This is a genomic window from Moraxella sp. CTOTU47616 (assembly GCF_032017465.1).
Classification (GTDB): domain Bacteria; phylum Pseudomonadota; class Gammaproteobacteria; order Pseudomonadales; family Moraxellaceae; genus Faucicola; species Faucicola tetraodonis.
In genome coordinates, this window is the sequence record NZ_DALZPU010000001.1 from 281,118 (window position 1) to 306,584 (window position 25,467).

The window sequence follows — 25,467 nt, forward strand, 5'->3', positions numbered from 1 at the left end:
TATTGACGTTTTTTATTGGCGATTGTTTTATTGATGACAATTAACCCAAATAAAGCTTATCAAAATCCAAATGGTGTACCCATTCTCGTAATAGCAATACCTTGGCATAAAACGCTAGGTCATTGGGCATAGCAGGCAAATCTCGCAGCGAGCGATAGCCCGCCAGCACTGCAAAAGCTTTTTCTAGCATCTCAGCGCGAATATAGCCGCCATTGTCATCTTGCTCAAACGCTAGCAAGCGTAAATCCTCTGCCCCTATCACCTTTAATAATTCATCTTTGGGCAATCTAGGTTTTAGCAGTGAAATAGCATCTTCTATGCGCATAATTGCCGTTTCCCATGCCAATTCGGTGGGTGGCAATGCGTGCAATGTCTCTGCAATTACGTTTAGCGTAAGCCCAATGTCCCATAGGTTATCTTGCAACGTCACACTGATATGGTCAGCATTTATCGTTAACACTAACATAGCACGCCCTTTTGTCATTTTGATTCATTATAACTGGGTTGTGATTAAATAGCTTGATTGTCATTAAAATGTGCTCGTTTAACCGGTGGATTTGATTTTATAAAAAAAACCCTTATCTAATAACCATATAAATAAGGGGATAGCCATGTCAGAAATTCAATTTAATGCCAACTTAAAAAAAACCGAAAACGCTGAGCCACTGACTGAGCAGCAATTACAGGCACTGGCACAAAAACGCGCCTATTTGCAGGAGCAGGCTGAAGACATCATTGCGATTGCACAATTACAAGATAATTCTGCGCTTAACTGTTTACACAAAATCAATGTCTTAGGCGGTACTTCAGAAAAAGCTTATAGAGCCGTAAATACCCGTATCATAACCGACCAAGACCCACATGGCGCTTATCATGCGGTAGCAATGGCACAGTCAACTTCGGATTTGCCCTTTGACGTGCCTACCCTCGTAGATATTGTCATTGAGCAAGGTGAGCCAGCCTTACAACTGCGGTTGTTAAAGCTATTTGATAGTCAGCCGATTGCTGCCGAGCCGATTCCAAAAATTCGTGACAGTATCAATCAGTTAGGCGATAAAGCGGTGATTGCACAGCTCAATCAGCATTTGTTAAATCGCCAGTGACACAAAAACAATAAAGGTTAGGAGCGTTCCTAACCTTTTTTTATTGATAGATGATTTGACTATGACAATTAGGGACATTTAAAGGTGATGGTATATTCGTAATCATCATCGCGGGCAAGGGTTTTTTTGCTACCAAACACGCTGCCAATCATACCTATGGCTTGGTCAGCCGCGCGTCCCATGTTTTCATCCAACACGCCATTATACTGGTAGCTATCGGTCAACACAATGGGCGATTTTCCGCGGCACTGCTCGGTTGCGATATGTAACGCATTTACTTTGGCGATATTTTTACTTTTGCCTAACCCCGTGGTTTCTAATGTGTTGTTGGCGCGCTGTAGCACGGGTAAATTAGTGGGTGTGCTTTGACAAGCAGATAAGCTCACTGCTGCTAACAGCGCGATAGTTGTAATTTTTAATGGGGTGATTTTTAATGGGGTGATTTTTAATAAAGACGGTTTGAGAGATGATTTCATGATCTGCAGGCTGTCCCTTTTCAATAGCGGTGTTAAGTTTGTCATCAATTATCAACAATCCAGGCAAACTCACCATTTCAACAATAGAATCTGGTCGGTGGCTTGTATTAGTGTGTGGTAAAAAGTGAGCCATCGCAAGTGGTCTTACAAATCATAAAATCCGCGCAACAATTGGCTGCTTTGTTGATTTTCAAACTAGCTATTTTGGGTGAAATTGGTTAGCATGATGGGTGGTTTTTTTAAAGTTTTTTGCTGAGATTAGGACGATTATGCGCTCACCTGCCCATTCACAATTAACCCATTTGCAATTAATAGATGCCCCTTGCGGTAAGCTTGAAGTTGACGCGCTTTGGCAAGCTGACTCAACGGGTGTTGCTAACCCAAACGCCGCGTCGGTTGAGCGTGTTGCCATTCTTTGTCACCCAAACCCATTGCAAGAAGGCACGATGATGAATAAGGTGGTGACCACCATGTATCGTTTTGCCCGCGACCAAAAAATGCACGTGGTACGCTTTAATTTTCGCGGTGTGGGTCAGTCAACGGGCGAGTATGGCAATGTGACAGGTGAAATCGAAGACGCGTTAACCGTACTGCAATGGATTCATAGCCAAACCGAGGCGCGCAAGCTATGGATTGGCGGATTTTCGTTTGGCGGATTTGTCGCCGCCAAGCTTGCTCAGCTTGTCAATGAACAAGGCGCATTTTTGGGAGTCGATGATTTTGACATCACGGATTTGGCATTGATTGCCCCTTCTATTGAAAAAAACGACACCTCAGATTTGCTACTGCCCACCGCACAAACCTTTATGATTTATGGTGCGAATGATGAAGTGATTACGCCAAGCTCGCTACAACAATTTGGGGCAAACTTTGGTATTCAAACGCACATCATTGACGATACAGGGCACTTTTTTCATGGTAAATTAGGGGAATTAAAACAGCTACTTGAAGCGTTAAGTAGCAAATAACGCAGTTTTTATTTTATCCTAGTTTCTGATTGGTGTTTTTGATGGGTGTTTTTGATTCAAATTTTTGCTGTATTTGACATCGTGAGCTATCTGGCACCTTAATGCCGTCTATTTAATCGCATCTATTTATTGAATACCCCTACGTCAAAGCACGTTGAAATGAAAATTTGACAACTTTTTAATTTACGCTGAGAGATAACATGCCCAACTCAAATTTACGACCCTTACAACGCTATGAGCTTGCGCTAAAATCTGGTGAGTTTAGCGAAGATGCACAGCAGCGCGCTGCGATGACTTATTTGGACAATGTCTATGAACAAATCATGGACAACCGCGCCAAACAACGTGGGCTATTTAGTTTTTTAAGACGTACTGAGCCGCCCAAAGGGCTATATATGTGGGGCGGCGTGGGTCGTGGTAAGACTTGGATGATGGATATGTTTTTTGAGTCGGTGCCCGCCGACAGCAAAATGCGCCAGCACTTTCATCACTTTATGAAGCGGGTGCACGCCGAGCTCAACAAGCTACAAGGTCAACAAGACCCGCTACAAAAGGTCGCCGATATCATCCATAATGAAGCAGATGTGATTTGTTTTGATGAATTTTTTGTCTCCAATGTCTCCGATGCGATGATTTTGGGCGATTTGTTTACCATGCTATTTAAAAAAGGCATCACCTTGGTTGCCACATCAAATATCGCGCCAAATGGCTTATATAAAAACGGTATTCACCGTGACCGTTTTTTACCTGCCATTGCCGAAGTTGAAAAAAACTGTACGGTCATGAACATTGACAGTGGCATCGACTACCGTCTGCGCGTATTGCAGCAAGCCGAACTTTACGTGTCTCCGTTGACCAAAGAAAACATCCACTGGCTTGCCAACCGCTTTACCGCGCTAAGCAACAACCAACACATTATCCAAGACCCCATTCATATCAATGGTCGTGATATCGCCATCAAAGGTCGCACCGAAAACACCCTGTACGTTGATTTTCGGGCGTTATGTATGCAGCCGCGCTCAGCCAGTGACTTTATTGAAATCGCCAATGAGTTTAGCACGGTGCTGGTGGACGATGTGCCTATACTCAACGATATTATCGCTGACCCGACAAGGCGCTTTATTTACCTCGTCGATGAGTTTTATGATCGCCGCGTCAAGCTTTTGGTACGTGCAGAACAGCCGATTTTGGAATTGTATCAAGGGCAAAAATTGGCGTTTGAGATTGAGCGTACGCGTTCACGGCTGTTAGAGATGCAATCAGAAGAATATCTCAAAGCGGAACATCGTTTGGATGAGATAAAAAAAGAAGATATGGCCATTTAAATAATCCAAAGCCTTAATTGTTATGCAGGTGAGTGGCTTTAACGATGTATATTCCCAAAGATTTTTCCCAAACCGATTTTGAAGCCGTTAAAGATTTTATTGCTCAGTCGCCATTAGCCAATATAATGGCATTAACCGGCGATTCGGTTGAAATTTGCCCTGCTTTGCTACTTTGGCAAGTAGATGAACAAAATCCGCTTGGCTATTTGATGGGTCATGTGGTAAAAGTAAATCCGATTGTAAAGATTGACACTAAAAACTGGAAAGTTGTTTTCACCAGCCAAGGTCATTATATCAGCCCAAATTGGTATCCTACCAAGGCGATGACCCATAAAGAAGTGCCGACGTGGAATTATCAATCGGTGATTTTTTCGGTGACACCGCAGCTAATCACAGACGCAACTCAAATCCAGCAGATTGTCGCGACGATGACGGATTTTTTTGAACATGAGCTTAAACAAACCAACCCCAGTCATGAGCCTTGGTCTTTAAGTGATGCGCCAAGTGACTACATCAACGCCATGTGCCGCGCGATTGTGGGGGTTAAGTTAACCATTCATAATTTTGAAGCCAAATTTAAACTTAGCCAAAATAAAACCTTGGATAATCAGCAAGGCGTGATTGACGGTTTAACACAACTGCAATCAGCTTCGGCGGATAATATGGCAACGCTAATCAATCACCTCTTTAAGGAATAACAATGACAAATTCAGAAATTTTAGACTTTATCAAATCGCGCCGTTCAATCGGCAATCTTGTCGCCCCTGCCCCCAACCGCGAGCAAGTCGAACAAGCGATTGAAGTCGCCCTATCTGCCCCCGATCACAAGGATTTAAACCCGTACCGTTTTATCGTACTTGAAAACCAAGCGCTCAATAACTTAGGCACGGCGTTAAAAAATGCGGCGATAGCACAAGGAGAAACTGACGAGAAAACCCTCACCAAAGCCGAAAACATGCCGCTGCGTGCGCCGATGATTATCGCGTGTGTGACCGATTTTAAACCCCATGATAAAGTCCCCCAGTGGGAACAAATAGCGGCAAGTAGTTGTGCGGTACAAAATCTCCTGCTTGCCTTGTCGGCACAAGGGTTTGCCACCGTATGGCGCACCGGTCCACTTGCCAATGCGCCTGCAATCAAACAACTGTTTAATGTGACCGCTGATAACCAAGTCATTGCTTTTGTCTATGTTGGCACAGCCGTGTCGACCATCCCACCGCGTTCTAAGATAGACGTCACACCATTTATTGTTTATGATAATGGCACAAACTAACGGCTAAGCTAGCCGTTTTTATATTTTGCTCATGTAAAGGGTGCCCTGTTGTCAGTATTTGCAGGACAAGTGGATTCAAGGATTTTCAATGAAAAAACCCCAGTTAGCAACCAATCTAAGTGAAAATTTAGAAAAGCTGAATGTCAATCGTGAAAAAGCCAGCAAGCTGTTTGCCGACGTCATTGAAAAAGCGGTCAAAAAGTCTAAGCCTGACACCCCAGCGGTATTAGAGACAGACTTAGACAATCAGCTCGCCAACCAACCTGCGCCCCTCAAAATTGCCGTGCTGGGCGGTGGTAGTTTTGGTACGGCAATGGCAAATTTATCGTCCAAAAATGGCTGCGAAGTCACGCTTTGGGTACGCGATAAACGCAGCGTCAAATCGATGCAAAAAACCCATATCAACAAAAAATATTTGCCCGACCATAAGCTTGATGAGCGCCTGCAATTTACCCATGATTTGCAAGCAGCCGTCAAAGGCAAAGATTTGATTTTTGTGGCAGTGCCTAGTGCTGCTTTTCGCGAAACCTTACAAAAAATTGCGCCTTTTATCAGCGCTCAAGCTATCGTGTCTTTAACCAAAGGTATGGAAAAAGATACCTTTGCGCTAATGAGTGATGTGATCGCAGATGAATTACCCAATGTGGCTTTTGGCGTGATGAGCGGTCCCAACCTAGCCAAAGAAATCATGAATAATATGCCGTCTGCCACCGTGATTGCCAGCCAATCTGCAGCGCTACGGCTTGCCGTGCAGACAGCACTGCACAGTGCGTTTTTTCGCGTGTTTGCCAGTGATGATTTAATTGGCGTGGAGCTCGGCGGCGCGCTTAAAAATATTTATGCCATTGCCATGGGCATGGCCGCTGCCTATGACATCGGGGAAAACACCAAAGCCATGATTTTAACCCGCGCATTGGCTGAGATGAGCCGATTTGGTGTCCAAGCGGGGGCTAATCCACTGACCTTCTTGGGGTTGTCGGGCGTGGGTGATTTGTATGCAACTTGCTCATCGACCTTAAGCCGTAACTACCAGATTGGTAATATGCTTGGGCGTGGCATGAGCCTTGACCAAGCCATCAAAAAACTGGGGCAAACCGCTGAAGGGATTAATACTATCCAGCAGGTGAATGAAAAAGCCATGAAAGAGGGTATTTATATGCCGATTACTCATGCCTTGCACGATATTATCTATGAAGACAAAGCGCCGCTTGGGGTTGCATTAAACTTAATGGAAGCAGGATTTAGAAGTGATGTGGAATTTGTCATGCCGCATCAAGTACAGCCAACGCATAACTGAAAAACACCATTTTTAAACATTTTTAGGTAAATACATGCAATTAATTTTAGTTCGTCATGGCGATGCAGGCACTTATACCCTGCCAGACCATGAAAGAAATTTATCAGCACTGGGTCAAGCCCAAGCGTCACAGACCGCACAATGGCTTGCCGATAACTTTGAACCCGATCATTTTATCGTAAGTCCTTACAACCGCGCCCAGCAAACCCTAGCCCAAATCCAGCAATTTTTTCCCCATGTCCCTGTGACCACGTATGAGGGCATCACCCCCGATAACGATGCAGACATTGCTGTGGATGCACTAGGCGAATTGGTTGGCGACTGCATGGTGGTAGTTTGTCATATGAATATCATTGCCAAAATCGCCCATATTCTCACGGATGAACCACTAGAGAGTTTTGCGCTGGCTGAAGCGCGTGTATATGATATGGGTATATTGGCACCCAGTCTTGCCGCTGAGATCAAACGTTTTGTTCCCACCTGTTAGGTGATTTAATTTGTCAATTTTGTGTAGGACACTTCTGTGATTCATATTTGGTTGCCAACTCAGCATGCTGCCTTACGTTTATGGCAACAAACCACCCAGACTTGGCAAACGGCTGACAATTGGCAAACGCTTGCGACCCTTGCCAATCTGCAAACCACGCAATCAGCCAAGCTGCAAGCCTGTCTCTATTTTCCTAGTGTCAGTTTATTAACAATCCAGCCTACCCTCTCAGCAAGCCAGCTCAACACTTTGGGCGACACCGGCAGGCGCTATTTATTTGAAGATATCAGCATTGGGTCGGTAGAAGATTTACAAGTCAAAATCCAGCCGACCGCCACCAACAGCGAGTTACCTGCATTATTTGGGCTTCATGCTGCCGATATTCATTCATGGATCAATGCTGCCTCGTTGGCGGGTATTGAGATAGTCGCTTTATTGCCAGATTTTTTATTGCTGCCGACTATAGATACTAGAATAGATACTAGTATGAATACTAGGGCTATATCTACCACAAGCGCGGTCTACTACCAAGATGCAGATACCCAGTTATTAAAACTAAATACTTATCACGGCATGGCGGTTAGTTTTTTACCGCTGGTACTCACCAAATTACCCATGCTAGAAACGCTATATTTAACGGGTTTTCACGATGAAACCGTTGCCCAGCAGTTAGCCAGTATGCCTAATTTATCCATTGCATCATCTGAGTTGTTGCCTACCCCAATCAAAGACCCGGTCAGACATTTTTTTAACTTTGCCACAATCAAAGGTAAAACGACACTTGCGCCTTATGCCAAAGTCATCGCCCTAGTCAGTGTTTGTGCGCTGCTAACAGCCTTTGTGGTGGATGCGCTTCGTTGGTATTATTACAACCAAGCACAAAAACAAGCCTCAACTTTGCTGGCGCAGCAATACACCCAGTGGTTCCCCAATGAGCCGCTTAGTAGCAAACTTACGCTACAACGACAGTTATCTGGCAAATTAACCACCCAGCAATCAGCCACGCCAAACGTACTTCAGACATTATCATCCATACAGCCGGTATTACAGCAATACCAACTGACCGCCAAGCAGCTTAATTTTCAAAATAATCACTTACAACTGCAGCTTTTATCATCAAGCGCCGACTCGTTAAACAAAGCCGTCAATGACATGGTAAACAAAGGGATAAAAGCAAAACTAGGGTCTGTCGATGCCGCGATACCCGCTGCGATGTCTTCGAATACTGCCAGTGCGGTTTCCAGTGCAGTGGCGCCAACTTCTGCTGGCAGTGCCCTTGCCATGATAGATATTGAATTGGCAGAATAAACCCACGACTGAGATGAATTTATGAAACCGCACCCCTCACTGAGCCAATCCCTGCAAAAACTAACCACGCCTCTGGGTCATGCCTTTCAAAATTTATCACGTCGTGATCAGATTGCGCTGCTGATATTGGCAATGTTCTTGCTTTTTTTTGTGGTCGGTGTCGGTGGTTGGACGCTGCATAGCAAAGCCAACCAAGCACAAAAAAAATACGATGAAACCATGGCAGATGTGTTTTGGCTACGCAGTCAAGCAGGTAACATCAATCCCAACCAAACCCAACAAGTCAGTCAAGCCGATGCTATCAAACAAATACTTAGCCAATCAGGTATTGTCAATGCGCAAGTGGTCGAGAATGGCAATACTATCCAAGTGGCCTTTAGTCACGCGCAGGCCAGCGTAATCACCAATATACTTAATCAGTTTGAACAACAAGGTATCCGCATCCAGCAACTACAAATCAACCAACCAGCCCTCGATAAGCTTGAAGTACAATCTGTCTTATCTATTAACTAATGGTAAAAGACCATAAAAAACGATGCACTTGGCATCGTTATTTTAGCGCATGGGGGCGCATTGGCTGATTATTTTTGCACCCACTGACGGATTTTATCACGCTCTGCTGGCGTTGCTCTCAACCATAACTGCATAAATTGATCGAGACTATCCGATGAACTGACCGTGGTCACAACAGCTTGATTGCCATATTGATTACTAGGTTGATTGATAGCGGGAATCGCACCCCCTGATTGTCCTAAGGCATTGATGGTTTGTTGATTGGCTTCAACCGCTTTTGAGCTACCACCAAACACACCGCCTAACGCATTACCCAAGCCGCTAAAAATGCTTGAACTACTGCTGGATGTAGCTTGCTGACTTGCAATAACTTGCTTGCCTTGTAGCACCGCTAGTGTGGGTTGTTTGACATATTCTTTGGCGGCATTATAGTCTTCTGGTTGACCTAGCATATCTAACACATACGTTTGATTGTCGGCAAGCTCTACTGGAACGCTAATATTGCTTGAACGTAACACATCGTGATTGTCACCGCGCAGCTCGTACAACCGATTGTACTTGGCAGTAATCACATGTTTGCCTGGCTCAAGTTTGTAGGTTTTTTGCGGTTTTGAAAGCAAGCCGTTTTTGACTTCTTGACCATTAATAGCAGTCACCACGGTATTATCAGCAACATTCAAGGTGACTTGGGCAAATGTTTGTGTGGTTGCTAACACGCCCGCAGTCAACGCGACAGCCGTCCATAAGTACTGTTTATTCATAGGATATCCTGTTGTTTTACATCAAACTGTTGATGGATTCTAACCCATTTATCACGCAATTCCTATGACAAACCCGGTCAAAAATCTAAAAAATTTTCATTTTCTGCAATTTCATCAAAGTCCGCCAATTCAAAATTCAGCGTTAAATTATCAATGATGTTCATCGCATCTTGAATTTTGGCTTTGCTCACTTTGTTTAATGGGGTGCGTTCCATGTTAGAAAATAATGGCTGCAATTCGTTTAATACTGCTAACATCGCACCGATGCGGTGTGGACCTTCATTGAGCAAATAGTCGATGATGCGCGGGTCAAAGTGCCAATGACGACGGCGTAATACCGATTCCAAAATCAGCTGTCTATCAAGCCTATCACTGCCCGTTGGCAATTGAAAAGTCGCGGCTCGAGCAAGCCTTGATAGCAAATCTCGCAGCTCAAAATTTAACGCTTTGACAGGCAAACGACTGGCAAAAATAATTTTATTGCCGTATTCTTGCGATAAATTAATCAGATGAAAAACTGCTTCTTGCCATTCAGGATGACCTTGAATTGCATCCATATCATCAAGCGCAATCACTGTGGTATTCTCTAGCGATGACAACACCATGGCATCCATATTGGCGTTTATGAGCTCACGCAGCGATAGATAAATAACAGATTGGTCGATATCACGGAAAGATTCGCAGATAGCGTTGAGTAGATGGGTTTTACCTGTATCGCGCTCGCCGTATAGATACAGCTGCGTCAACAGTCCTACATGCATTTGGCGCACCACATCGATGATTGATACCCAGCCTGGACCACTAAAGTCACTGATACTCGCGGACTGCTTGATATTTAAGTTTAGACTTAATTGTTCCGACATTCATGCACTCGCAATCGGTAAGATATCGCTTTTTGAAAATAAATCATAAACCACTATAAATATAGGTCGGCAAACATAGTGCTGCCCAGTTCGCCGCCCTATCCTTAAAAGTTTAAAAGCAAAAAATAAAGCGTCTAACTAAATTTTGACTATTATAACCTAAATTTATGAAATAGCTACTCACGCGCCTTTTGCCCCGTGTTGGGTTATTTCAAATTTACTTACCTTTCTTATTTACCTTTTAAAACACTCAAGACAAAAACAGTCAGTAACATTATAGCGCTGAATGCGATGATATAACCAAAGATTGTACATGTCTTATCATTTTAGTAGTATATTTGATTATCTTTGTAATGGAGACCCCTATGTCTTTTGTTAACCAATGGCGTGATGCGAATTTTTTTAGACCATTACATATCACTTTGAGCACCTTGAGCGCTATGGGGCTAGGCTTGGGACTTGCCGCCTGCCAACCCACCCCTGAGACAAATACCCGAGCGAGCGACACTGCCCCTTCAACCGCTAATGTACCTGAAGTCATCATTGCACAAACCCCAGCCAGTATCCCACCTGCTACAGTCGGGTTAAAACGCATGGATTTTCCGGTGTATTTGGCAGGTGTGCCAAGCCTACTGCATCCGATTATTCCGTCAGTGCCCATCAATCGCAAAGCTGAAAGCGATGCCAGTGATGCTAAAAAATCACCCGTTAGTTACTTTCAAGAAGTTGCGCCCTATGATTTTCAAAGCAGTGTTTACAATATTGTGTTTGAAGGGTTAAAAACCGGGCAAGTACACCGGCTGTTTCCACACGATAACTTTGTGATAAGAGCGGTGCACACGCCCTTGGTAGATTTAAGCCAAGATGACAAAACAGTGCCGAAGAAAGCTGCCATCCCGCAAACTGCGCCTACCCAACCGCAAGCCGCTAAAGAAGCAACCAACCCATTGGCAGTCAAAGTCGGCAATACTTTACTGCTGGGCTATTTTATCTATGAAGTCAAAGAGATAGCGGATGATAATGACAATAAAACCAATCTCGACCAACAGCTTACCTTGTATTTAAGTGATTTAAATGGCAAAAATTTATTGAAACTCACGCCCAATAATCAATATTTTAAACATTATAAATGGCTGCCTGAGAGCAAGCGTTTTTACTTCTCAACCCAAGCCGATACCAACGGCGATCGGGTGATTGATGAGAATGATAAATACTTCTATTATTTCATCGATTTTGCCAAAAACGCGCAAATAGTCACGGCGTATGATTTTAGTAAGCCAAAAGCATAAACCTTTGGTCAAATAATCCATTAAGCGCGTTTGAGACGTAACGCATTAAGCACTACAAATAGTGAGCTCAATGACATACCAATCGCAGCCAACCAAGGCGGCACATAACCTAACGCAGCGGGTATCAGTACGATAAAGTTATACCCTAGTGCCCATTTGAAGTTTTGGGCAATAATGCGATCGGTCTTGAACGCCACCTCACGTGCTTTTGCCACGACTTGGATTTGACCATTGAGCACTAAAGAGTCACTGGAGACTTGCGCCAAATCTGCCGCACCCGCCATAGCAGTTGAGATATTGGCAGCGGCAAGTACCGGCGCATCGTTCACCCCATCACCGACCATTTGCACGATGTGTCCTTGCTGCTGCAGCGCTTTTAAATGTTGTACCTTATCATTTGGGGTAAGACCTTTATAAACCGTGTCAATACCAAGCTCGCGCGCTACCTCAAACGCCTGAGCACTTGGGTCACCGGTGAGCATCAACACCTGCGCGCCTTGGTCTTTGAGATGTTTAATGGTAGCTAAAGCGCCTTCACGGACTTTATCATGAAAATAAAAATGCGCCAGTGGTTGCCATTTTTTGCTTAGGCTATCTTGTCTCGATAAGGTCACACTGGTACTGGCTTGGTGTTTGGTCAGATTTGGTAGTAACTCATCATCTAATCCTGATTGAACTGCAAAACCATGATGACCTAGACGATAACTTAGCCCATCAATCGTGGCTTGCAGACCGCCCCCCGGAATGTGTACCAAATCGCTGGTAGTGGGCAAATGCATTTGCCGAGTCATTGTCAATAACGCATGAGCAATGGGGTGACGACTACCCACTTCAAGGCTCGCTGCAATACTTAAAAAATGGTTTTTTATCTCATCTTCGTTTTTGGTGTCATCTTCAGTAAAATCCACTGACGGATTTTGTTTAACACCATCCGGCATATCCAGCGTTTCAATCGCCATTAAATTGGGTTGACCGTACGTCAATGTACCGGTTTTATCAAACGCCACATAGGTGACTTCAGCGAGTGTGGTAATGGTATGCCCGCGCGTCGCCAAAAACCCCAGGCTTGCTAATCGATTAGTAGAAACGGTTAATGCGATGGGCGTGGCCAATGACAAGGCACAGGGACAAGTAGCGACCAATACGGCAACCGTTGCCCAAATGGCATGACTGGGCTCGATAAAATACCATGCCAAAAATACCATACTGGCAATCACCAGTACCCGCGCGACAAACCAGCGTGCCAGTTTGTCTGCTTTTAAGGCAATTTGCGGTTTTTCACTGAGCGAGCGATTCACTAACCTGTCAATCACGCCCATTTGGCTATCATTGGGTAATGTGGTGATTTGCATCACAAACGGCTGACTGTCATTTTGGCTACCGCCCACAATGCTATCGCCCAAGCGTTTGACGATTAAGTCACTCTCCCCAGTCAATAAACTTTCGGACACCGTGGCACTATCTGACAGCAAAATACCATCACTGATGATACTGCTACCGGCATCAATGCGGACAATATCACCAACTTTTAGCGACTGCGCCGAAACCATTTGCTCATTATCACCCCTATTGGCAGGGTCTACACTAAGTGACTGATAAAAAAGGTCTTTATATTGATTGGCATAGAGCGTCACTTGTGAGACATCCATATTCTCTAGCGCTAACGGCGATTCATGACCCAGCTTTGCGACCAACACAGGCTCGACGACTACCAAATCATTGGCTAAATTGGCAGCTTTTAGCCTGGCATTGTGCTCGACAAATTTGCCCGCCAATAAGAAAAATATCAGCATACTAACCGAGTCATAATAAGTCTCGCCTGTGCTGGTCAATGTCGCATATAAACTTGCCAAAAAGGTAATGACAATGGCGATACTAATCGGCACATCCATATTGACTTGGCGGGCTTTAATCGCTGACCATGCCGATTGAAAAAATGGCAACCCTGCAATCAAAAACACAGGAATACTAACAAACAGCGATACCCAGCGTAAAAATTGCCGATCGTTGACGCCGATACCTGAATATTCCCCAAAATATAGCGCCACTGCGAACATCATCGCTTGCATAGCACCCAATGCCGCAATACCCAATTGAAACAACATACGGCGATTATCTCGCTTGAGCATCGCCTCATGGGTATCTTGCCGATAGGGTTTGGCATCATAGCCAATGGCTTGCACATTTGCCAAAATTTGGCTAATCGGCAGTTTTTTTTCATCCCACACCACGCGCATCCGTTGATTGGTGAGATTGACTTGGCAAGTATCCATGCCATCAAGGCGATACAACTGGGTTTCAATCAGCCAACTACAGGCAGCACAGCGCAAATTGCTGATTGACAGCTCGGCAACGCTGTGCCCTTGCTGATGGTAAATAAATTGCGATTTAATATCATCGTGGTCATACGCTTGCAGCTGATATAACGAATCAGGGAGACTGGCGGTACGATTGATTTCACTGCGGTCAAGATAGTATTGCTCAAGCCCCGCCTCGATGATACTTTGCGAGGCAAGCTGACAGCCCATACAGCACATCGCCCGATCTTCACCCAATACATGGGTAAAAAATGGCGGGCTTGGTAGCGGGTCGCCACAATGAAAACAATGCCCTTCTTCTGGCAACACCAGCTCCACATCTTGATATGTGGTAGTAAATTTGCTATCTGCTTCAACAAGCGTAAGGCTAGGCGCATCGGTCACAACCGACCGGTCAATATCCGATTGTTTTGCCCCAAATTGGCTATTGTTTGGCATCATCAAATCCCCTAGGGCAAAAACCCTAACTCACCCAAAAATGACTGTTATTGTACTCCAAAACCGTCTATTAAAGTTCAAAAATCCTGTATAAACGTGGCAAAATAGCACGATGTTGACATTGTATTTTGGCGTGTTTTGGGTCATGATAAAGCACTTTTTTATACCCTTGATCGTGACGCATTTTTGTATGAATTCAACCGTTATCTCTGCCGCTAAAAATCGCCAAAACTCGCCTAAATTCCAGCATGACTCAAACCAACAAGGGATGTTTATCCTAAGCTTTATCTTTGTGGTGGCAGTATTGGGCGGCTTGGTGTTGCTTGGGTTATATTTGGTGCGCCAAGATAATGTCATCACCCAAAAATTTGAGGGCAAACGCTGGAATATCCCTGCAAAAGTGTACTCGCAACCATTAACGTTGACGGTGGGTAAGCCCCTTCGCCCAGATGAATTGGAAAATTGGTTAAACTTACTCACCTATGCCCCTGACCAAAACTATGACAATGCCGGGACTTATAGCAAAAAAAATGGCGAGTACTATATTCATACCCGCGAATTTAAATTTGCCGCCAATGATACTGAGCCATCGCAAATTATTAAGGTCACGCTCAAAGATAACCAAATTGAAAAATTACAAAGTACCCATCCCAATCCATCGGGTGTGGCGCGGGTTGAGCCAATTTTTATTGGCGGTATCTATCCAGACAACAATGAAGATCGCATCGTTTTGACCATCAATGACTATCCGCAGCCATTAATTGATGCGCTGGTGGCAACCGAAGACCGCAGTTTTTATCAGCATCACGGCGTGTCTATCCGCGGGATAGGACGTGCGATTTATAGCAATTTTATGGGCGGTTCACGCCAAGGCGGCTCCACCATCACCCAGCAACTGGTTAAAAACTTCTATCTCAACTCAGATCGTACTATCAAACGTAAAGCCAATGAAGCAGTGATGGCGATTTTGCTGGAAATGCATTACACCAAAAGTGAGATTTTGCAAGCCTATATGAATGAGATTAACTTAGGTCAAAATGGCAATCACTCCATCAACGGGTTTGGGCTTGCCTCGCAGTTTTACTTTAACCGTCCGCTAAAAGAGCTTCGACTCGACCAAATGGCGATGCTCGTAGGGCTTGCCAAAGGTCCTACCCAGTACAATCCGCTACGCTACCCCGATGCTGCCCTAAAACGCCGTAACGTGGTGCTGAGTAATATGCTGATAACCGGTAAAATCAGCCAACAGCAATATGATGAAGCGGTGCAACAGCCACTGAGCATCTCTTACAATCCTGTGATTGGTAAAACGCGTTTCCCTGATTATCTCGATGTGGTCAAGCGAGAACTCACCCGTACCTATGATGCCAACGATCTCAAAAACGAAGGGTTAAGAATATTTACCAGTTTTGATCCCAATGTTCAAAAAACCGCTACCAGCGCGGTCATTCAAAGCGTCAATCAGTTAAAAAAAAGTAATCCCAAACAGCTCACTAATTTGCAAGCCGCCCTAGTCAGCGCCAATCCCAACAACGGTGAACTGCTCGCTGTGGTGGGAAGTAGTCGTGATTTTACCGGTTTTAATCGCGCCGTCGATGCCAAGCGCCAAGTTGGCTCTTTACTCAAACCGATTATTTACTTAACCGCATTTGAGCAGGGTCGTTACAATTTATCAAGTAGTGTCGATGACAGCCCGATTGTGCTAAAAATGACCGATGGTAAGACATGGACACCCAGCAATTACGGTGGCGGCAGTCATGGTATTATCCCCCTCACCAGCGCTTTAGCCAATTCCTATAACCAAGCCGCGGTGCGTGTAGGCATGGAAGTCGGTATTCCCAATTTTTTAAATCAATTGTACCGTATGGGTATCAATAGCCCATTGCCCAATTATCCTTCTACCTTGCTTGGCGCGGTAAATCTATCGCCCATGGATATGTTGGGGATTTATCAAGTACTGGCAACAGGTGGCTTGCGTCATGAAATTCATACCATTCGCACGATTATTGATGATCAAGGACGAGTGGTTCAGGGCATGGAACAAAAAAATCAGCAAGTCATCAACCCCACGGCTGCCTATCTCACCAATTATGCAATGCAGCAGGTCATCAAGCAAGGTACCGCCAAAGCGGCGCTAGCGCTCGGTGACAACCTCAATCTTGCAGGTAAAACAGGGACTACCAATGATTATCGCGATGCGTGGTTTGCAGGCTATAGTGGCAATGTGGTCAGCGTTGTTTGGGTCGGTTTAGATGACAACAAACCCACCGGTCTAAGTGGCGGTAATGGCGCTTTGCCGATGTGGATTAATTTTATGAAGCAGCAAAAGCTTACGCCAGTTAATCTCATCGCGCCAGGCAATATCGAATGGCTATGGATGGAAAACGGCAAATCACAATTATCCAATGAAAAATGTCCAAATGCTATCTATGTACCTGTTGATACCGACAATCTACCGCAAGATAGTAGTGAATGTGCGGTGCAAATTTATCAACGTGAGCAAGAAGCAAGATTTGCGGCACAGCAACAACAGGCAATGAGTGAGTTTGGACAAAGCCAACAACAGCGGTATGACAATATTGAGCGCAGACAAACCGATGAAGATACCATTGGCAATAACCCACCTGCAGCCAATCGCTACCAAAATGAGGCGACTAATACGGGGAATACCCAGACTAACCCTAATACCCCCAATACCGCTAATAATAGCAGCGACCCGACCCATACCAACCAACCACTCAATGCGGCGCCGCGCTCGCAGTCTTGGTTAGAAAAATCGGTTAAAGAAATGTTTTAAGGATAAAAAAGGTAAAAATTCTTATTTGTCCTTACCCTTACCGCTAGGTGATTTGGCTTGGGTACGCCAAGCAATAAAATGGGCATTTTCATTTTTGAGTCACATCGCATTTTTGGCTGAATGCGTTTATACTACCAAGCCAGCGCTCGCCTTTTATTGTTTCATTATTTTATTGTTTCATTATTTTATTTGTTATTTTAAGGACTTTTTATGCCTTGGCAGCAATTACATATTCAATGCGAAAAATCGCAAGCCGAATTGGCGGAAACCTTGATGCTAGAAGCCGATGCGCTCAGTATCAGTTTAGACGATGCAGGTGACCAACCGCTATTTGAACCATTGCCCGGTGAATCGCCACTGTGGGATGATGTGATTGTGACTGGGCTATTTGATGGCGATTGTAATTTGGAAACTTTGAGTCAAGATATCGCCAATGATGTGGTGGCGACGCGAGTTTGGACCAGCCGAGTGGATGACAAGGATTGGGAACGTGAGTGGATGAAGAACTACCATCCTATTGAATGTGCCAATGGACTTTGGATTGTGCCCAAATGGATGTCCCCCCCTAACCCCAATGCGATTAACATCATCATGGATCCAGGCTTGGCATTTGGCACAGGTTACCATGCAACCACCCGTCTTTGTATTGATTGGCTGACAGAACAGCCTCTGCAAGATAAAGTGGTGATTGACTATGGGTGCGGCTCAGGTATTTTGGGCATTGCGGCGCTTTTGCTAGGGGCAAAACAGGTGTATGCGGTCGATATTGACCCCCAAGCAGTCTTAGCCACCCATCAAAATGCCGAGCGCAACAAGGTAGCCGATCAGCTTCAGGCATTTTTACCTGAGCAATTTAGTGACTATTGTAAAGAGCAGGCTATTTTGCCCGTGGACTTGATTACCGCAAATATTTTAGCCAAACCGCTAATGAGCCTTGCCCCTTATTTTGCGACATTATTGAAATCTCAAGGTAGTATTGTGTTAGCCGGTCTGATTGAAAACCAAGTGGAAGATGTAAAAGCTGCCTATCAGCCTTATTTTGAGATGGATGGCGAATTTACCTTTAGCGCGCAAGAAGATAGACATTGGCATCGCCTCTCGGGTTTTCGCCGTGATTAAAACAAGTCGCGATTCGTATAAAAAGCCTTACAAGGAGGTAAGGTCGTCTCTTCCCCGTCAAAGCCTAGTAACAGCCTAACGACATAGCTAGTAACATAGCTAGCAGCCTAGTGAACATAAATTCTAGAAAATTTGTTGACTTTATTTTTTATTCGTCATTAAATGATTTAGCACACGACATTATTAACAATCAGAGACGCAAACTAAAAATGCTAAAAGGGAAGTGATGTTGCGATGAATTTGTACAATGCCAAATGCCCAAACTGCCAACATGCATTTAAAATCAACGATGAACAGTTAGCCGTTAAAAATGGGTACGTTCGTTGTTCCTATTGCAAAACCATTTTCTCAGCCGCTGAACAACTAGAACAAAAAAAATTTGCTAACAATAATCCACTCTCAAGTCCAAACCATCAGACGTCCTCGGCGCTCATCGACGATAAATCTGAGGGTATTTTATTTGATGATGAGTCAGGTCTTGATGAAGCCGGTAATCCCATTGTCAATGAACCCGTTAAACCCACCTCACCGTATGCCTTGTCAAAATCTTCGACCACATCAGCCAAAGCTAAATCAACCAGCAAATTAGATGACTTTGAGATTATAGACAATTTTGAGCAACTGCCAAAAGCCAAAGATAGCAAGCCTAAAAAGCCAATCATTGACGATAAAGATGCCGCTGAAGCGATAGAACTCGCCCAAGATAAAGACGCTTCAGGCGATGAAAATGCTTGGCTGCAAAGTTTAATGGCGCAAGCGGATGACAACGAAGCAATGGACGACTCATCCGCCACCCACACCAAACCCAAGCGAGGCATAAATACTGTATTTAACACAGATATTTTTGATCAAATTGCAATTGATACGAGTAGCGAGCAACAAGCAGATTTATTAGCGTATCAAAAAAAGATTGATGAGCGCTTGTCGCAACAAGTTTCCTCGCAGCAATCACTCAATGCAAAAATTTTTAATATGAGCATCGTTTGGGGATTAGGCAGTTTAGTATTAATCTTTTTGTTAGCTGCGCAATATATTATTTTTAACATTAACACCTTAATCACTTCAAAAACAAACGCAGCCCTGCTATCAACTATTTGCCATAAAGTACCAGCCTGTCAATTACCTCTGGCTGATACCGAGCTTATTGATGTGCAGATGCTAAAGCTTGCTCATTCACCCAAACAAGCAGGGCAGACTGACGTGGTATTTACCCTGACCAATACCACAGACAATAATATTATCTACCCGAGTGTTAAGGTTTCGCTACGCAGTGGCAATACCATACTCGCGCAAACCCTACTCACCCCTAGCCATTATTTGGAAGCCGGTAACAATTATTTGATGCCGCATCAAATAAAACCCATCAAATTGCGGATTGATTTTCCAAAAACCCAAGTCCAAGCCGCTAATATTGAGCTAGTTTATTAAATTGTTTTAGCTTAATTTCAATTGAGCTTCTTTTTAGCTTCATTCCAATATTGACGTGCCAAGCCTATAGTACCCACTATTTATCGCACAATTTTACATATTGTAAACAACTTAAGCTTGCTATCAGTCTCATAATTGTTTTAGTATAAGTATTAATAACTTTATTATTCGTCTTTATATTTAAGTTTTATTTAATCTATCACCTAACGAATCATTCAATAAATTTGTCAGCAAATTTAGTTTGAGAATCTGTTATGCCCAATTCTGTTGCTTTACAAAATCGCGCCAAGTATTCCAATATGTCAGATAGCCCATCTAATCCATACACTACCCATACCTCCTCGCAAACTTCACCCAGCGCAAGCCTAGCTCATCACATTGAGCTTGTGGTGCGAGAGTACTTCGATAATTTAAAAGAACAACAACCGACTCAGCTGTATGAGCTTATGTTGTCACAATTTGAAAAACCGCTAATCAGTGTCGTCCTTGAACATACCCGCGGCAATCAAACCAAAACCGCCGAGATTTTGGGACTTAACCGCGGTACATTGCGGAAAAAACTCAAAACCCACCAATTATTATAATTGATAAAAATACCCGCTTTTTTATGATAAGATATCCCCATATTTAGGGATTTATAGAGTTGGGGTATTAAAGTCAATCAGTCAGTTCGTCATAACTGACTTTTTGTTTTTTCTGCACCCAGTGTTTTTTTGTCAACGAGTCGAGTCAATTATGAATCAAGCTTATGCATTGCTCTCTGTTTCTGATAAATCGGGTATTGTGGATTTTGCCAAAGGTCTAATCACCCACGGTTTTCGTCTGCTGTCAACGGGCGGCACCTACAAACTACTCAAACAACATGACTTAGCAGTGACTGAGGTCGCAGAATACACAGGTTTTGCAGAGATGATGGATGGTCGGGTGAAAACCCTGCATCCAAAAATTCATGGCGGTATTTTAGGTCGTCGCGGCACTGATGATGCCATTATGCAAGAGCATGGCATCGACCGTATTGATATGGTGGTTGTCAATCTCTATCCATTTGCCCAAACCGTTGCTAACCCCAATGTCACCAAAGAAGACGCCATCGAAAACATTGATATTGGTGGCCCTACCATGGTGCGTGCCGCGGCAAAAAATCATGACCATGTTAGCATTGTGACAAGCCCCAACGATTATGCAGCAATCTTGGGCGAACTAACAGCAAACGGTCGCATCAGTGATACCACCCGATTTGATTTAGCGGTAAAAGCATTTGAGCATACCGCACATTATGATGGTATGATTGCCAACTTTTTAGGCAACCGCCTGCAAAGCTTTGAATCGGCTGACCAATTCCCGCGTACTTTTAACGTGCAAATGGACAAAGCGCAAGACTTACGCTATGGTGAAAACCCGCATCAACAAGCCGCTTTTTATGTCGAAAAAGCGCAGGTAAATGGTCAAAAAGAAGCCAGTATTGCCACCGCCAAGCAATTACAAGGTAAAGAACTATCTTACAATAACATCGCAGATACCGATGCGGCGTTAGAATGCGTGAAATCGTTTGATATGCCTGCGTGTGTCATTGTTAAACACGCCAATCCTTGTGGTGTGGCCGTGGATGCTGATTTAACCCATGCATATCAAAAAGCCTTTGCCACTGACCCAGAATCTGCGTTTGGCGGTATCATCGCCTTTAACCGTGAATTAGATATCAAAACAGCAAAAGCGATTGTGGATCAGCAATTTGTTGAAGTCATCATCGCCCCAAGCGTTGCCGACGGTGTACTCGATGTCACATCTGCCAAGAAAAATGTGCGCGTGTTAGTCTGCGGTGAATTACCAAACCCAAGTGAGCGCCAAGCCCAGTTTGATTTCAAACGCGTCACCGGTGGTTTATTGGTGCAAGCGCAAGATTTGGGCTTAGTTACTTTAGATGATTTAACAGTGGTGACAAAAGTACAGCCGACTCAGCAACAATTCGATGATTTGCTGTTTACTTGGCAAGTCGCCAAATATGTGAAATCCAACGCGATTGTGTATGCCAAAGATGGGCGTACCATTGGGGTAGGCGCAGGTCAAATGAGCCGCGTCAACTCAGCACGTATTGCCGCGATTAAAGCTGAGCACGCTGGTCTATCGCCTGTGGGTGCGGTAATGGCATCAGATGCCTTCTTCCCATTCCGTGATGGTATTGACAATGCCGCAGCGGTGGGAATTAAGGCGATTATTCAGCCCGGTGGCTCCATGCGCGATGACGAAACCATCGCTGCAGCCGATGAACATGGCATTGCGATGGTGTTCACCGGTATGCGTCATTTTAGACATTAATTTTTGTTAGGCATAAAAAAGGCGAAACTGACTAGGTTTCGCCTTTTTTAATTGATAATTTTTTTCTTTTTATAGCTTCGTTAGTGTTTATAGCTGAGCTTAGGTTTAGAGTTTGGCTAAGGTTTGGCAAATATCGAGCATGCGATTGGCGTAGCCCCATTCATTGTCATACCAAGCAAACACTTTAAATTGCCGCCCCACGCTCATGGTCTGTAAGCTATCAATCACCAATGAATGCGCATCATGGATAAAGTCACTGGACACCAATGGCTCATCGCTGTAATCCATGATACCCGATAAATCTTGTTCACTGGCATGTTTTAACAGCTGATTGATAGCGGTAACATCCGTGGCTTTGTCAAAGGTAAATGTCACATCAATTGCCGCGACATCCATGGTCGGTACGCGGATAGAATACCCATTCACCTTGCCTGCCATATGCGGCATCACCCGATTGACCGCAGCGATACTACTTGATGTGGTTGGGATAATGTTATGCCCAGAAGCCCGTGCACGGCGCAAATCACGGTGGACTTGGTCAAGCACAGTTTGGTCAGCGGTCACCGCATGGATTTCGGTCATCATTGCTGATTCGATACCATAGGCATGATGCAATACATATAGTAAAGGTACGAGCGCTTGGGTGGTACACGACACGCTGGATAAAATCTTTTTATCACGGCTAAGCTCATGGTCATTGACGCCCACTACGATACTGGCATCTACATGATCAAACGGAGCAGCCCCAATCATCACCTGCTTGGCGCCCGCCATAATATGCTGCGACGCCTGTTCATAGCTGCGAAAATGACCCGTGCTCTCAAGCACCATGTCGATACCCAGTTTTTGCCAAGGTAATTTGCTGGCAATGGGCTGCTGTATCAATACAATTTTTTGCCGAAATTCTCCTTGGCTTAATAGCAAGAAATGCTGTTGTTTTTCCCCCAAATCCACTGTTTTTAATTCAACATGGATATCACTGACCGCCGATAATCGACCGTGGGTACTGTCATATTTGAGTAGATGTAATAGGGTTGCTGGCTCAGCAATATCATTGATGGCGACGATATTTAACGGCTGTAATTGTAAAGGATTTTGACAAAACCGTTCGATATAAGCACGTAGCACGTTGCGCCCAATACGACCAAAGCCATTAATAGCAATGTTAAAAGGTTTGATGGTGGAAGCATTCAATCAGGGATATTCCTTACTAGACAAGTGCTCAATTGCCATGCGGTTTTAAAAACAACAAGGCAAGTTTGACATCATTATAAGAATAGGCGTTTCTTAATTCTTCGACAATCGCGCGAATTTTGATTTTGCCATCGTTATCTTTATCGCGTTTGTCATCGCGTTTGGCTATTTTTTGATACGCCTTGTCAATCGGCTGTAGCCATTCGTCTTCAGGGCGTAGATGCGCTATGTTGGCGCGGGGGAAATGCTCAGCAATTTTCTCGATATGCCCCATCACGGTTGATTGGGCTAGATTACGGGCTTGCGCAATTTCTGCAATGGTCAAACTTTCATCCAACAAGGCTTTAGTTTCCAGCACCGTGGGGGTGATAACGCCTGCCGCATCATCCGCCAAAGATTGCAGCTGCTGTACAGCATGGCGACGTTTTTCAATCAGTTTTTGCTGTTGTTTGGCGCGATTTTCATACGCAGCGATTTTTTCTTTATCCAGCGTACCCCGGCATTGAATGATAAATTCACGATGAAGGTCATTGAGCTGTTTTTTACTGCGCGTCAAAAATTCACATTCTTGCTCTGCACTGATCGCTTGAAATCGCTGGTCAGCCCCGCGCGCTAAGGGATCAAGCTGTAAGCTTAATTCATTGACGCCCAGTAATTGTAGTCCAGATAGCTGCTTTAACCGTGATAAAGCCACATAGCCCTGCCCTTTTTCAAAGGTTTTTGACAAATCCACTTCTGCCGCATCCAGCGTCATGCCTTGGCTTTTGTGAATGGTAATCGCCCACGCTAGCGTCAAGGGGATGTGGTAATAGGCAGCCAGTATTTCACCCTCTTCATCATCAATACGCCATGAATCATATTCAGCGATGACTTTGCGGCCGTCATTGAGTTCAACTAAGGGGTAAAGTAACTCGGACAGTTTGTCATCAGCCGTGCCTGTCGCGGCGGTATCATCCTCATCCCTCTCCTCATCCCTGGGGCGAGTTTGTTGTGATTGACCGCCATTGGCTTCATCCAGCAAGTCTGCCATATCGGCTTGTTGTTCTTGTTCGATGGCATCGAGCAAGGCACTTGCATCTGCTGCTAGCGCTTGTTCATCAAACGCCTCAGATGGGTGATTGTTTGATGGGCTGTTTTTTACTGCGCTATCGTCTGTTTGTTTATTTGGTTGTTTAAGGGTAGTGGCAACAAAATCAACTACCTTGCCTATGGTGCCATTTGACACATTGAGCTCGGTGTTGTTTTTGATAAACATCACTTTTGCGCCAAGTTTGAGCACGAGTTCGGGGGTATTGCGTACGGATTTTTTTAGCGTCTCGACCAGCTTTTCATCGCCTTCTCCCCAAGCGCGAAAAGTATGCGCCGCTGTGGTAAGTTTACCAAGTTCCTGCTCATTGATGGCTTGCACGTTGACATTGTGGGTAAACAGTCGGGTACGGTTGTCGGCTAGCACATGCTCGGCCGTAGCGGTCAAAGCAGGCATGATATGGGGGGTAAACTGCTGGGTACGAATTTGATTTAAAATCGCATTTAAATCCAAACCATAATAGCTGTTGCCTGCCACCGCTGTTTTGTCAGTTTTTTGGCGGTGCTGCTCGGATAAATAGCAAATTTGAAAATCTGCATCCAGCCAAGCTTGCGCCATAAAGGCAAATTTATCGCGGTTGCTCTCATGGGGCTCACCAATCGGCGGCAACTGAAAAAAATCTCCGGCGACCAATAGCTGTATCCCACCAAATGGCAATGTGTTTTCTTTGATGGCTTGTAGCACTTGGTTAATCAGCTCAAATTGCTGTCGATGCAGCATTGAGATTTCATCAATCACCAATACTTTGGTGCGTTCAATGCGCTCCACAACCACCGTGCGTTTTTTGATGCGGGCGATGTCTTTGGCGGTTAACTCATTACTGATACCGATGCCTGCCCAGCTGTGAATGGTCATGCCGTTCATGTGGGTAGCAGCAATACCTGTGCTTGCCGTCACCGCCACCGCCACATCCCTTGCGCGCAGATAATGCAAATACTGATTGATGGTATAGGTCTTGCCCGCCCCTGCTGAGCCTGTTAAAAATACATTTTTACCAGTTTTAAGGATATCAAGGGCGGTGGCTTGTTTCATTGGTTATAAAGAGCTTTTGTAGATAAAAAGAAGGGGTTAAAAAAAGCGAGTTAAAAATGAGCCTACTATAAAGGC

General features: G+C 44.5%; 22 protein-coding genes. 15 read left to right on the top strand and 7 right to left on the bottom strand.

Annotation, left to right across the window (positions count from 1 at the left end):
* Window positions 1–40 precede the first annotated feature (40 nt).
* The gene (locus tag RTS10_RS01180; RefSeq protein ID WP_312538812.1) at window positions 41–466 is read right to left on the bottom strand and encodes a hypothetical protein; all 426 of its coding nucleotides are present in this window, start codon (window positions 464–466) and stop codon (window positions 41–43) included.
* A gap of 145 nt (window positions 467–611) precedes the next feature.
* Here RTS10_RS01180 and RTS10_RS01185 point away from each other — a divergent pair, with 145 nt between their 5' ends.
* Window positions 612–1,103 (top strand): hypothetical protein, encoded by a 492-nt coding sequence (locus RTS10_RS01185; RefSeq protein WP_007116834.1) that lies wholly within the window; start codon window positions 612–614, stop codon window positions 1,101–1,103.
* Between the two features lie 68 nt (window positions 1,104–1,171).
* Here RTS10_RS01185 and RTS10_RS01190 read toward each other — a convergent pair whose 3' ends face one another.
* On the bottom strand, window positions 1,172–1,579 hold the full coding sequence (locus RTS10_RS01190) for a hypothetical protein (RefSeq protein WP_312538815.1): 408 nt from the start codon (window positions 1,577–1,579) through the stop codon (window positions 1,172–1,174).
* 269 nt (window positions 1,580–1,848) lie between these two features.
* Here RTS10_RS01190 and RTS10_RS01195 point away from each other — a divergent pair, with 269 nt between their 5' ends.
* The 8 genes from RTS10_RS01195 to gspM all read left to right on the top strand — a co-directional run bounded on the left by RTS10_RS01195 (window position 1,849) and on the right by gspM (window position 8,750).
* On the top strand, window positions 1,849–2,547 hold the full coding sequence (locus RTS10_RS01195; protein ID WP_312538817.1) for an alpha/beta hydrolase: 699 nt from the start codon (window positions 1,849–1,851) through the stop codon (window positions 2,545–2,547).
* 200 nt (window positions 2,548–2,747) lie between these two features.
* A complete protein-coding gene (gene zapE, locus RTS10_RS01200; RefSeq protein WP_312538819.1) occupies window positions 2,748–3,872 on the top strand; it encodes a cell division protein ZapE in 1,125 nt (374 codons plus the stop codon).
* 44 nt (window positions 3,873–3,916) lie between these two features.
* Complete coding sequence (locus tag RTS10_RS01205) at window positions 3,917–4,570, top strand: FMN-binding negative transcriptional regulator (protein WP_312538821.1); 654 nt, start codon at window positions 3,917–3,919, stop codon at window positions 4,568–4,570.
* Window positions 4,571–4,572: 2 nt separating this feature from the next.
* Window positions 4,573–5,145 (top strand): nitroreductase family protein, encoded by a 573-nt coding sequence (locus RTS10_RS01210; RefSeq protein WP_312538823.1) that lies wholly within the window; start codon window positions 4,573–4,575, stop codon window positions 5,143–5,145.
* An 88-nt stretch (window positions 5,146–5,233) separates the two neighbouring features.
* Window positions 5,234–6,442, top strand: coding sequence for an NAD(P)H-dependent glycerol-3-phosphate dehydrogenase (locus tag RTS10_RS01215; RefSeq protein WP_312538825.1), 1,209 nt, complete (start codon window positions 5,234–5,236; stop codon window positions 6,440–6,442).
* A gap of 34 nt (window positions 6,443–6,476) precedes the next feature.
* Window positions 6,477–6,929 carry a phosphohistidine phosphatase SixA gene (sixA, locus tag RTS10_RS01220; RefSeq protein WP_312538826.1) on the top strand — a complete coding sequence of 151 codons (453 nt, stop codon included), beginning with the start codon at window positions 6,477–6,479 and terminating at the stop codon, window positions 6,927–6,929.
* A 36-nt stretch (window positions 6,930–6,965) separates the two neighbouring features.
* Window positions 6,966–8,237 carry a type II secretion system protein GspL gene (gene gspL, locus RTS10_RS01225; RefSeq protein ID WP_060995136.1) on the top strand — a complete coding sequence of 424 codons (1,272 nt, stop codon included), beginning with the start codon at window positions 6,966–6,968 and terminating at the stop codon, window positions 8,235–8,237.
* A 21-nt stretch (window positions 8,238–8,258) separates the two neighbouring features.
* Window positions 8,259–8,750 carry a type II secretion system protein GspM gene (gspM, locus tag RTS10_RS01230; protein WP_312538828.1) on the top strand — a complete coding sequence of 164 codons (492 nt, stop codon included), beginning with the start codon at window positions 8,259–8,261 and terminating at the stop codon, window positions 8,748–8,750.
* A 68-nt stretch (window positions 8,751–8,818) separates the two neighbouring features.
* Here the strand turns inward: gspM and RTS10_RS01235 are convergent, their stop codons facing one another.
* Together RTS10_RS01235 and RTS10_RS01240 are read right to left on the bottom strand one after the other, a co-directional pair.
* The gene (locus RTS10_RS01235; protein ID WP_050324303.1) at window positions 8,819–9,511 is read right to left on the bottom strand and encodes a DUF2057 family protein; all 693 of its coding nucleotides are present in this window, start codon (window positions 9,509–9,511) and stop codon (window positions 8,819–8,821) included.
* A gap of 77 nt (window positions 9,512–9,588) precedes the next feature.
* A complete protein-coding gene (locus tag RTS10_RS01240; RefSeq protein WP_065252535.1) occupies window positions 9,589–10,374 on the bottom strand; it encodes a DnaA ATPase domain-containing protein in 786 nt (261 codons plus the stop codon).
* A 365-nt stretch (window positions 10,375–10,739) separates the two neighbouring features.
* On the opposite strand from RTS10_RS01240, the gene RTS10_RS01245 reads away from it, so the two are divergent.
* Window positions 10,740–11,663, top strand: a complete 924-nt coding sequence (locus tag RTS10_RS01245; protein WP_312538829.1) for a hypothetical protein — start codon at window positions 10,740–10,742, stop codon at window positions 11,661–11,663.
* Window positions 11,664–11,683: 20 nt separating this feature from the next.
* Here RTS10_RS01245 and RTS10_RS01250 read toward each other — a convergent pair whose 3' ends face one another.
* Window positions 11,684–14,419, bottom strand: coding sequence for a heavy metal translocating P-type ATPase (locus RTS10_RS01250; protein WP_409455572.1), 2,736 nt, complete (start codon window positions 14,417–14,419; stop codon window positions 11,684–11,686).
* 190 nt (window positions 14,420–14,609) lie between these two features.
* Here RTS10_RS01250 and mrcB point away from each other — a divergent pair, with 190 nt between their 5' ends.
* The 5 genes from mrcB to purH all read left to right on the top strand — a co-directional run bounded on the left by mrcB (window position 14,610) and on the right by purH (window position 22,079).
* Window positions 14,610–17,216 carry a penicillin-binding protein 1B gene (mrcB, locus tag RTS10_RS01255; RefSeq protein WP_312538832.1) on the top strand — a complete coding sequence of 869 codons (2,607 nt, stop codon included), beginning with the start codon at window positions 14,610–14,612 and terminating at the stop codon, window positions 17,214–17,216.
* 210 nt (window positions 17,217–17,426) lie between these two features.
* Window positions 17,427–18,335, top strand: a complete 909-nt coding sequence (gene prmA / locus RTS10_RS01260) for a 50S ribosomal protein L11 methyltransferase (RefSeq protein ID WP_312538834.1) — start codon at window positions 17,427–17,429, stop codon at window positions 18,333–18,335.
* Between the two features lie 234 nt (window positions 18,336–18,569).
* Window positions 18,570–19,763, top strand: a complete 1,194-nt coding sequence (locus RTS10_RS01265; protein ID WP_312538835.1) for a DUF3426 domain-containing protein — start codon at window positions 18,570–18,572, stop codon at window positions 19,761–19,763.
* Window positions 19,764–20,017: 254 nt separating this feature from the next.
* Window positions 20,018–20,347, top strand: a complete 330-nt coding sequence (locus tag RTS10_RS01270; protein ID WP_227713353.1) for a helix-turn-helix domain-containing protein — start codon at window positions 20,018–20,020, stop codon at window positions 20,345–20,347.
* A gap of 151 nt (window positions 20,348–20,498) precedes the next feature.
* Window positions 20,499–22,079 (top strand): bifunctional phosphoribosylaminoimidazolecarboxamide formyltransferase/IMP cyclohydrolase, encoded by a 1,581-nt coding sequence (gene purH, locus RTS10_RS01275; RefSeq protein WP_050324297.1) that lies wholly within the window; start codon window positions 20,499–20,501, stop codon window positions 22,077–22,079.
* A gap of 105 nt (window positions 22,080–22,184) precedes the next feature.
* Here purH and RTS10_RS01280 read toward each other — a convergent pair whose 3' ends face one another.
* Window positions 22,185–23,273, bottom strand: coding sequence for a type I glyceraldehyde-3-phosphate dehydrogenase (locus tag RTS10_RS01280; RefSeq protein ID WP_312538837.1), 1,089 nt, complete (start codon window positions 23,271–23,273; stop codon window positions 22,185–22,187).
* A gap of 28 nt (window positions 23,274–23,301) precedes the next feature.
* The gene (locus RTS10_RS01285; protein ID WP_312538839.1) at window positions 23,302–25,392 is read right to left on the bottom strand and encodes an AAA family ATPase; all 2,091 of its coding nucleotides are present in this window, start codon (window positions 25,390–25,392) and stop codon (window positions 23,302–23,304) included.
* Window positions 25,393–25,467: the final 75 nt, after the last annotated feature.

What these genes read in the sequence shown, in the direction of transcription:
- RTS10_RS01180 (WP_312538812.1), bottom strand. Translation starts at nt 466, where the DNA reads ATGTTAGTGTTAACGATAAATGCTGACCATATCAGTGTGACGTTGCAA.
- RTS10_RS01185 (WP_007116834.1), top strand. Translation starts at nt 612, where the DNA reads ATGTCAGAAATTCAATTTAATGCCAACTTAAAAAAAACCGAAAACGCT.
- RTS10_RS01190 (WP_312538815.1), bottom strand. Translation starts at nt 1,579, where the DNA reads ATGAAATCATCTCTCAAACCGTCTTTATTAAAAATCACCCCATTAAAA.
- RTS10_RS01195 (WP_312538817.1), top strand. Translation starts at nt 1,849, where the DNA reads ATGCGCTCACCTGCCCATTCACAATTAACCCATTTGCAATTAATAGAT.
- zapE (WP_312538819.1), top strand. Translation starts at nt 2,748, where the DNA reads ATGCCCAACTCAAATTTACGACCCTTACAACGCTATGAGCTTGCGCTA.
- RTS10_RS01205 (WP_312538821.1), top strand. Translation starts at nt 3,917, where the DNA reads ATGTATATTCCCAAAGATTTTTCCCAAACCGATTTTGAAGCCGTTAAA.
- RTS10_RS01210 (WP_312538823.1), top strand. Translation starts at nt 4,573, where the DNA reads ATGACAAATTCAGAAATTTTAGACTTTATCAAATCGCGCCGTTCAATC.
- RTS10_RS01215 (WP_312538825.1), top strand. Translation starts at nt 5,234, where the DNA reads ATGAAAAAACCCCAGTTAGCAACCAATCTAAGTGAAAATTTAGAAAAG.
- sixA (WP_312538826.1), top strand. Translation starts at nt 6,477, where the DNA reads ATGCAATTAATTTTAGTTCGTCATGGCGATGCAGGCACTTATACCCTG.
- gspM (WP_312538828.1), top strand. Translation starts at nt 8,259, where the DNA reads ATGAAACCGCACCCCTCACTGAGCCAATCCCTGCAAAAACTAACCACG.
- RTS10_RS01235 (WP_050324303.1), bottom strand. Translation starts at nt 9,511, where the DNA reads ATGAATAAACAGTACTTATGGACGGCTGTCGCGTTGACTGCGGGCGTG.
- RTS10_RS01240 (WP_065252535.1), bottom strand. Translation starts at nt 10,374, where the DNA reads ATGTCGGAACAATTAAGTCTAAACTTAAATATCAAGCAGTCCGCGAGT.
- RTS10_RS01245 (WP_312538829.1), top strand. Translation starts at nt 10,740, where the DNA reads ATGTCTTTTGTTAACCAATGGCGTGATGCGAATTTTTTTAGACCATTA.
- RTS10_RS01250 (WP_409455572.1), bottom strand. Translation starts at nt 14,419, where the DNA reads ATGCCAAACAATAGCCAATTTGGGGCAAAACAATCGGATATTGACCGG.
- mrcB (WP_312538832.1), top strand. Translation starts at nt 14,610, where the DNA reads ATGAATTCAACCGTTATCTCTGCCGCTAAAAATCGCCAAAACTCGCCT.
- prmA (WP_312538834.1), top strand. Translation starts at nt 17,427, where the DNA reads ATGCCTTGGCAGCAATTACATATTCAATGCGAAAAATCGCAAGCCGAA.
- RTS10_RS01265 (WP_312538835.1), top strand. Translation starts at nt 18,570, where the DNA reads ATGAATTTGTACAATGCCAAATGCCCAAACTGCCAACATGCATTTAAA.
- RTS10_RS01270 (WP_227713353.1), top strand. Translation starts at nt 20,018, where the DNA reads ATGCCCAATTCTGTTGCTTTACAAAATCGCGCCAAGTATTCCAATATG.
- purH (WP_050324297.1), top strand. Translation starts at nt 20,499, where the DNA reads ATGAATCAAGCTTATGCATTGCTCTCTGTTTCTGATAAATCGGGTATT.
- RTS10_RS01285 (WP_312538839.1), bottom strand. Translation starts at nt 25,392, where the DNA reads ATGAAACAAGCCACCGCCCTTGATATCCTTAAAACTGGTAAAAATGTA.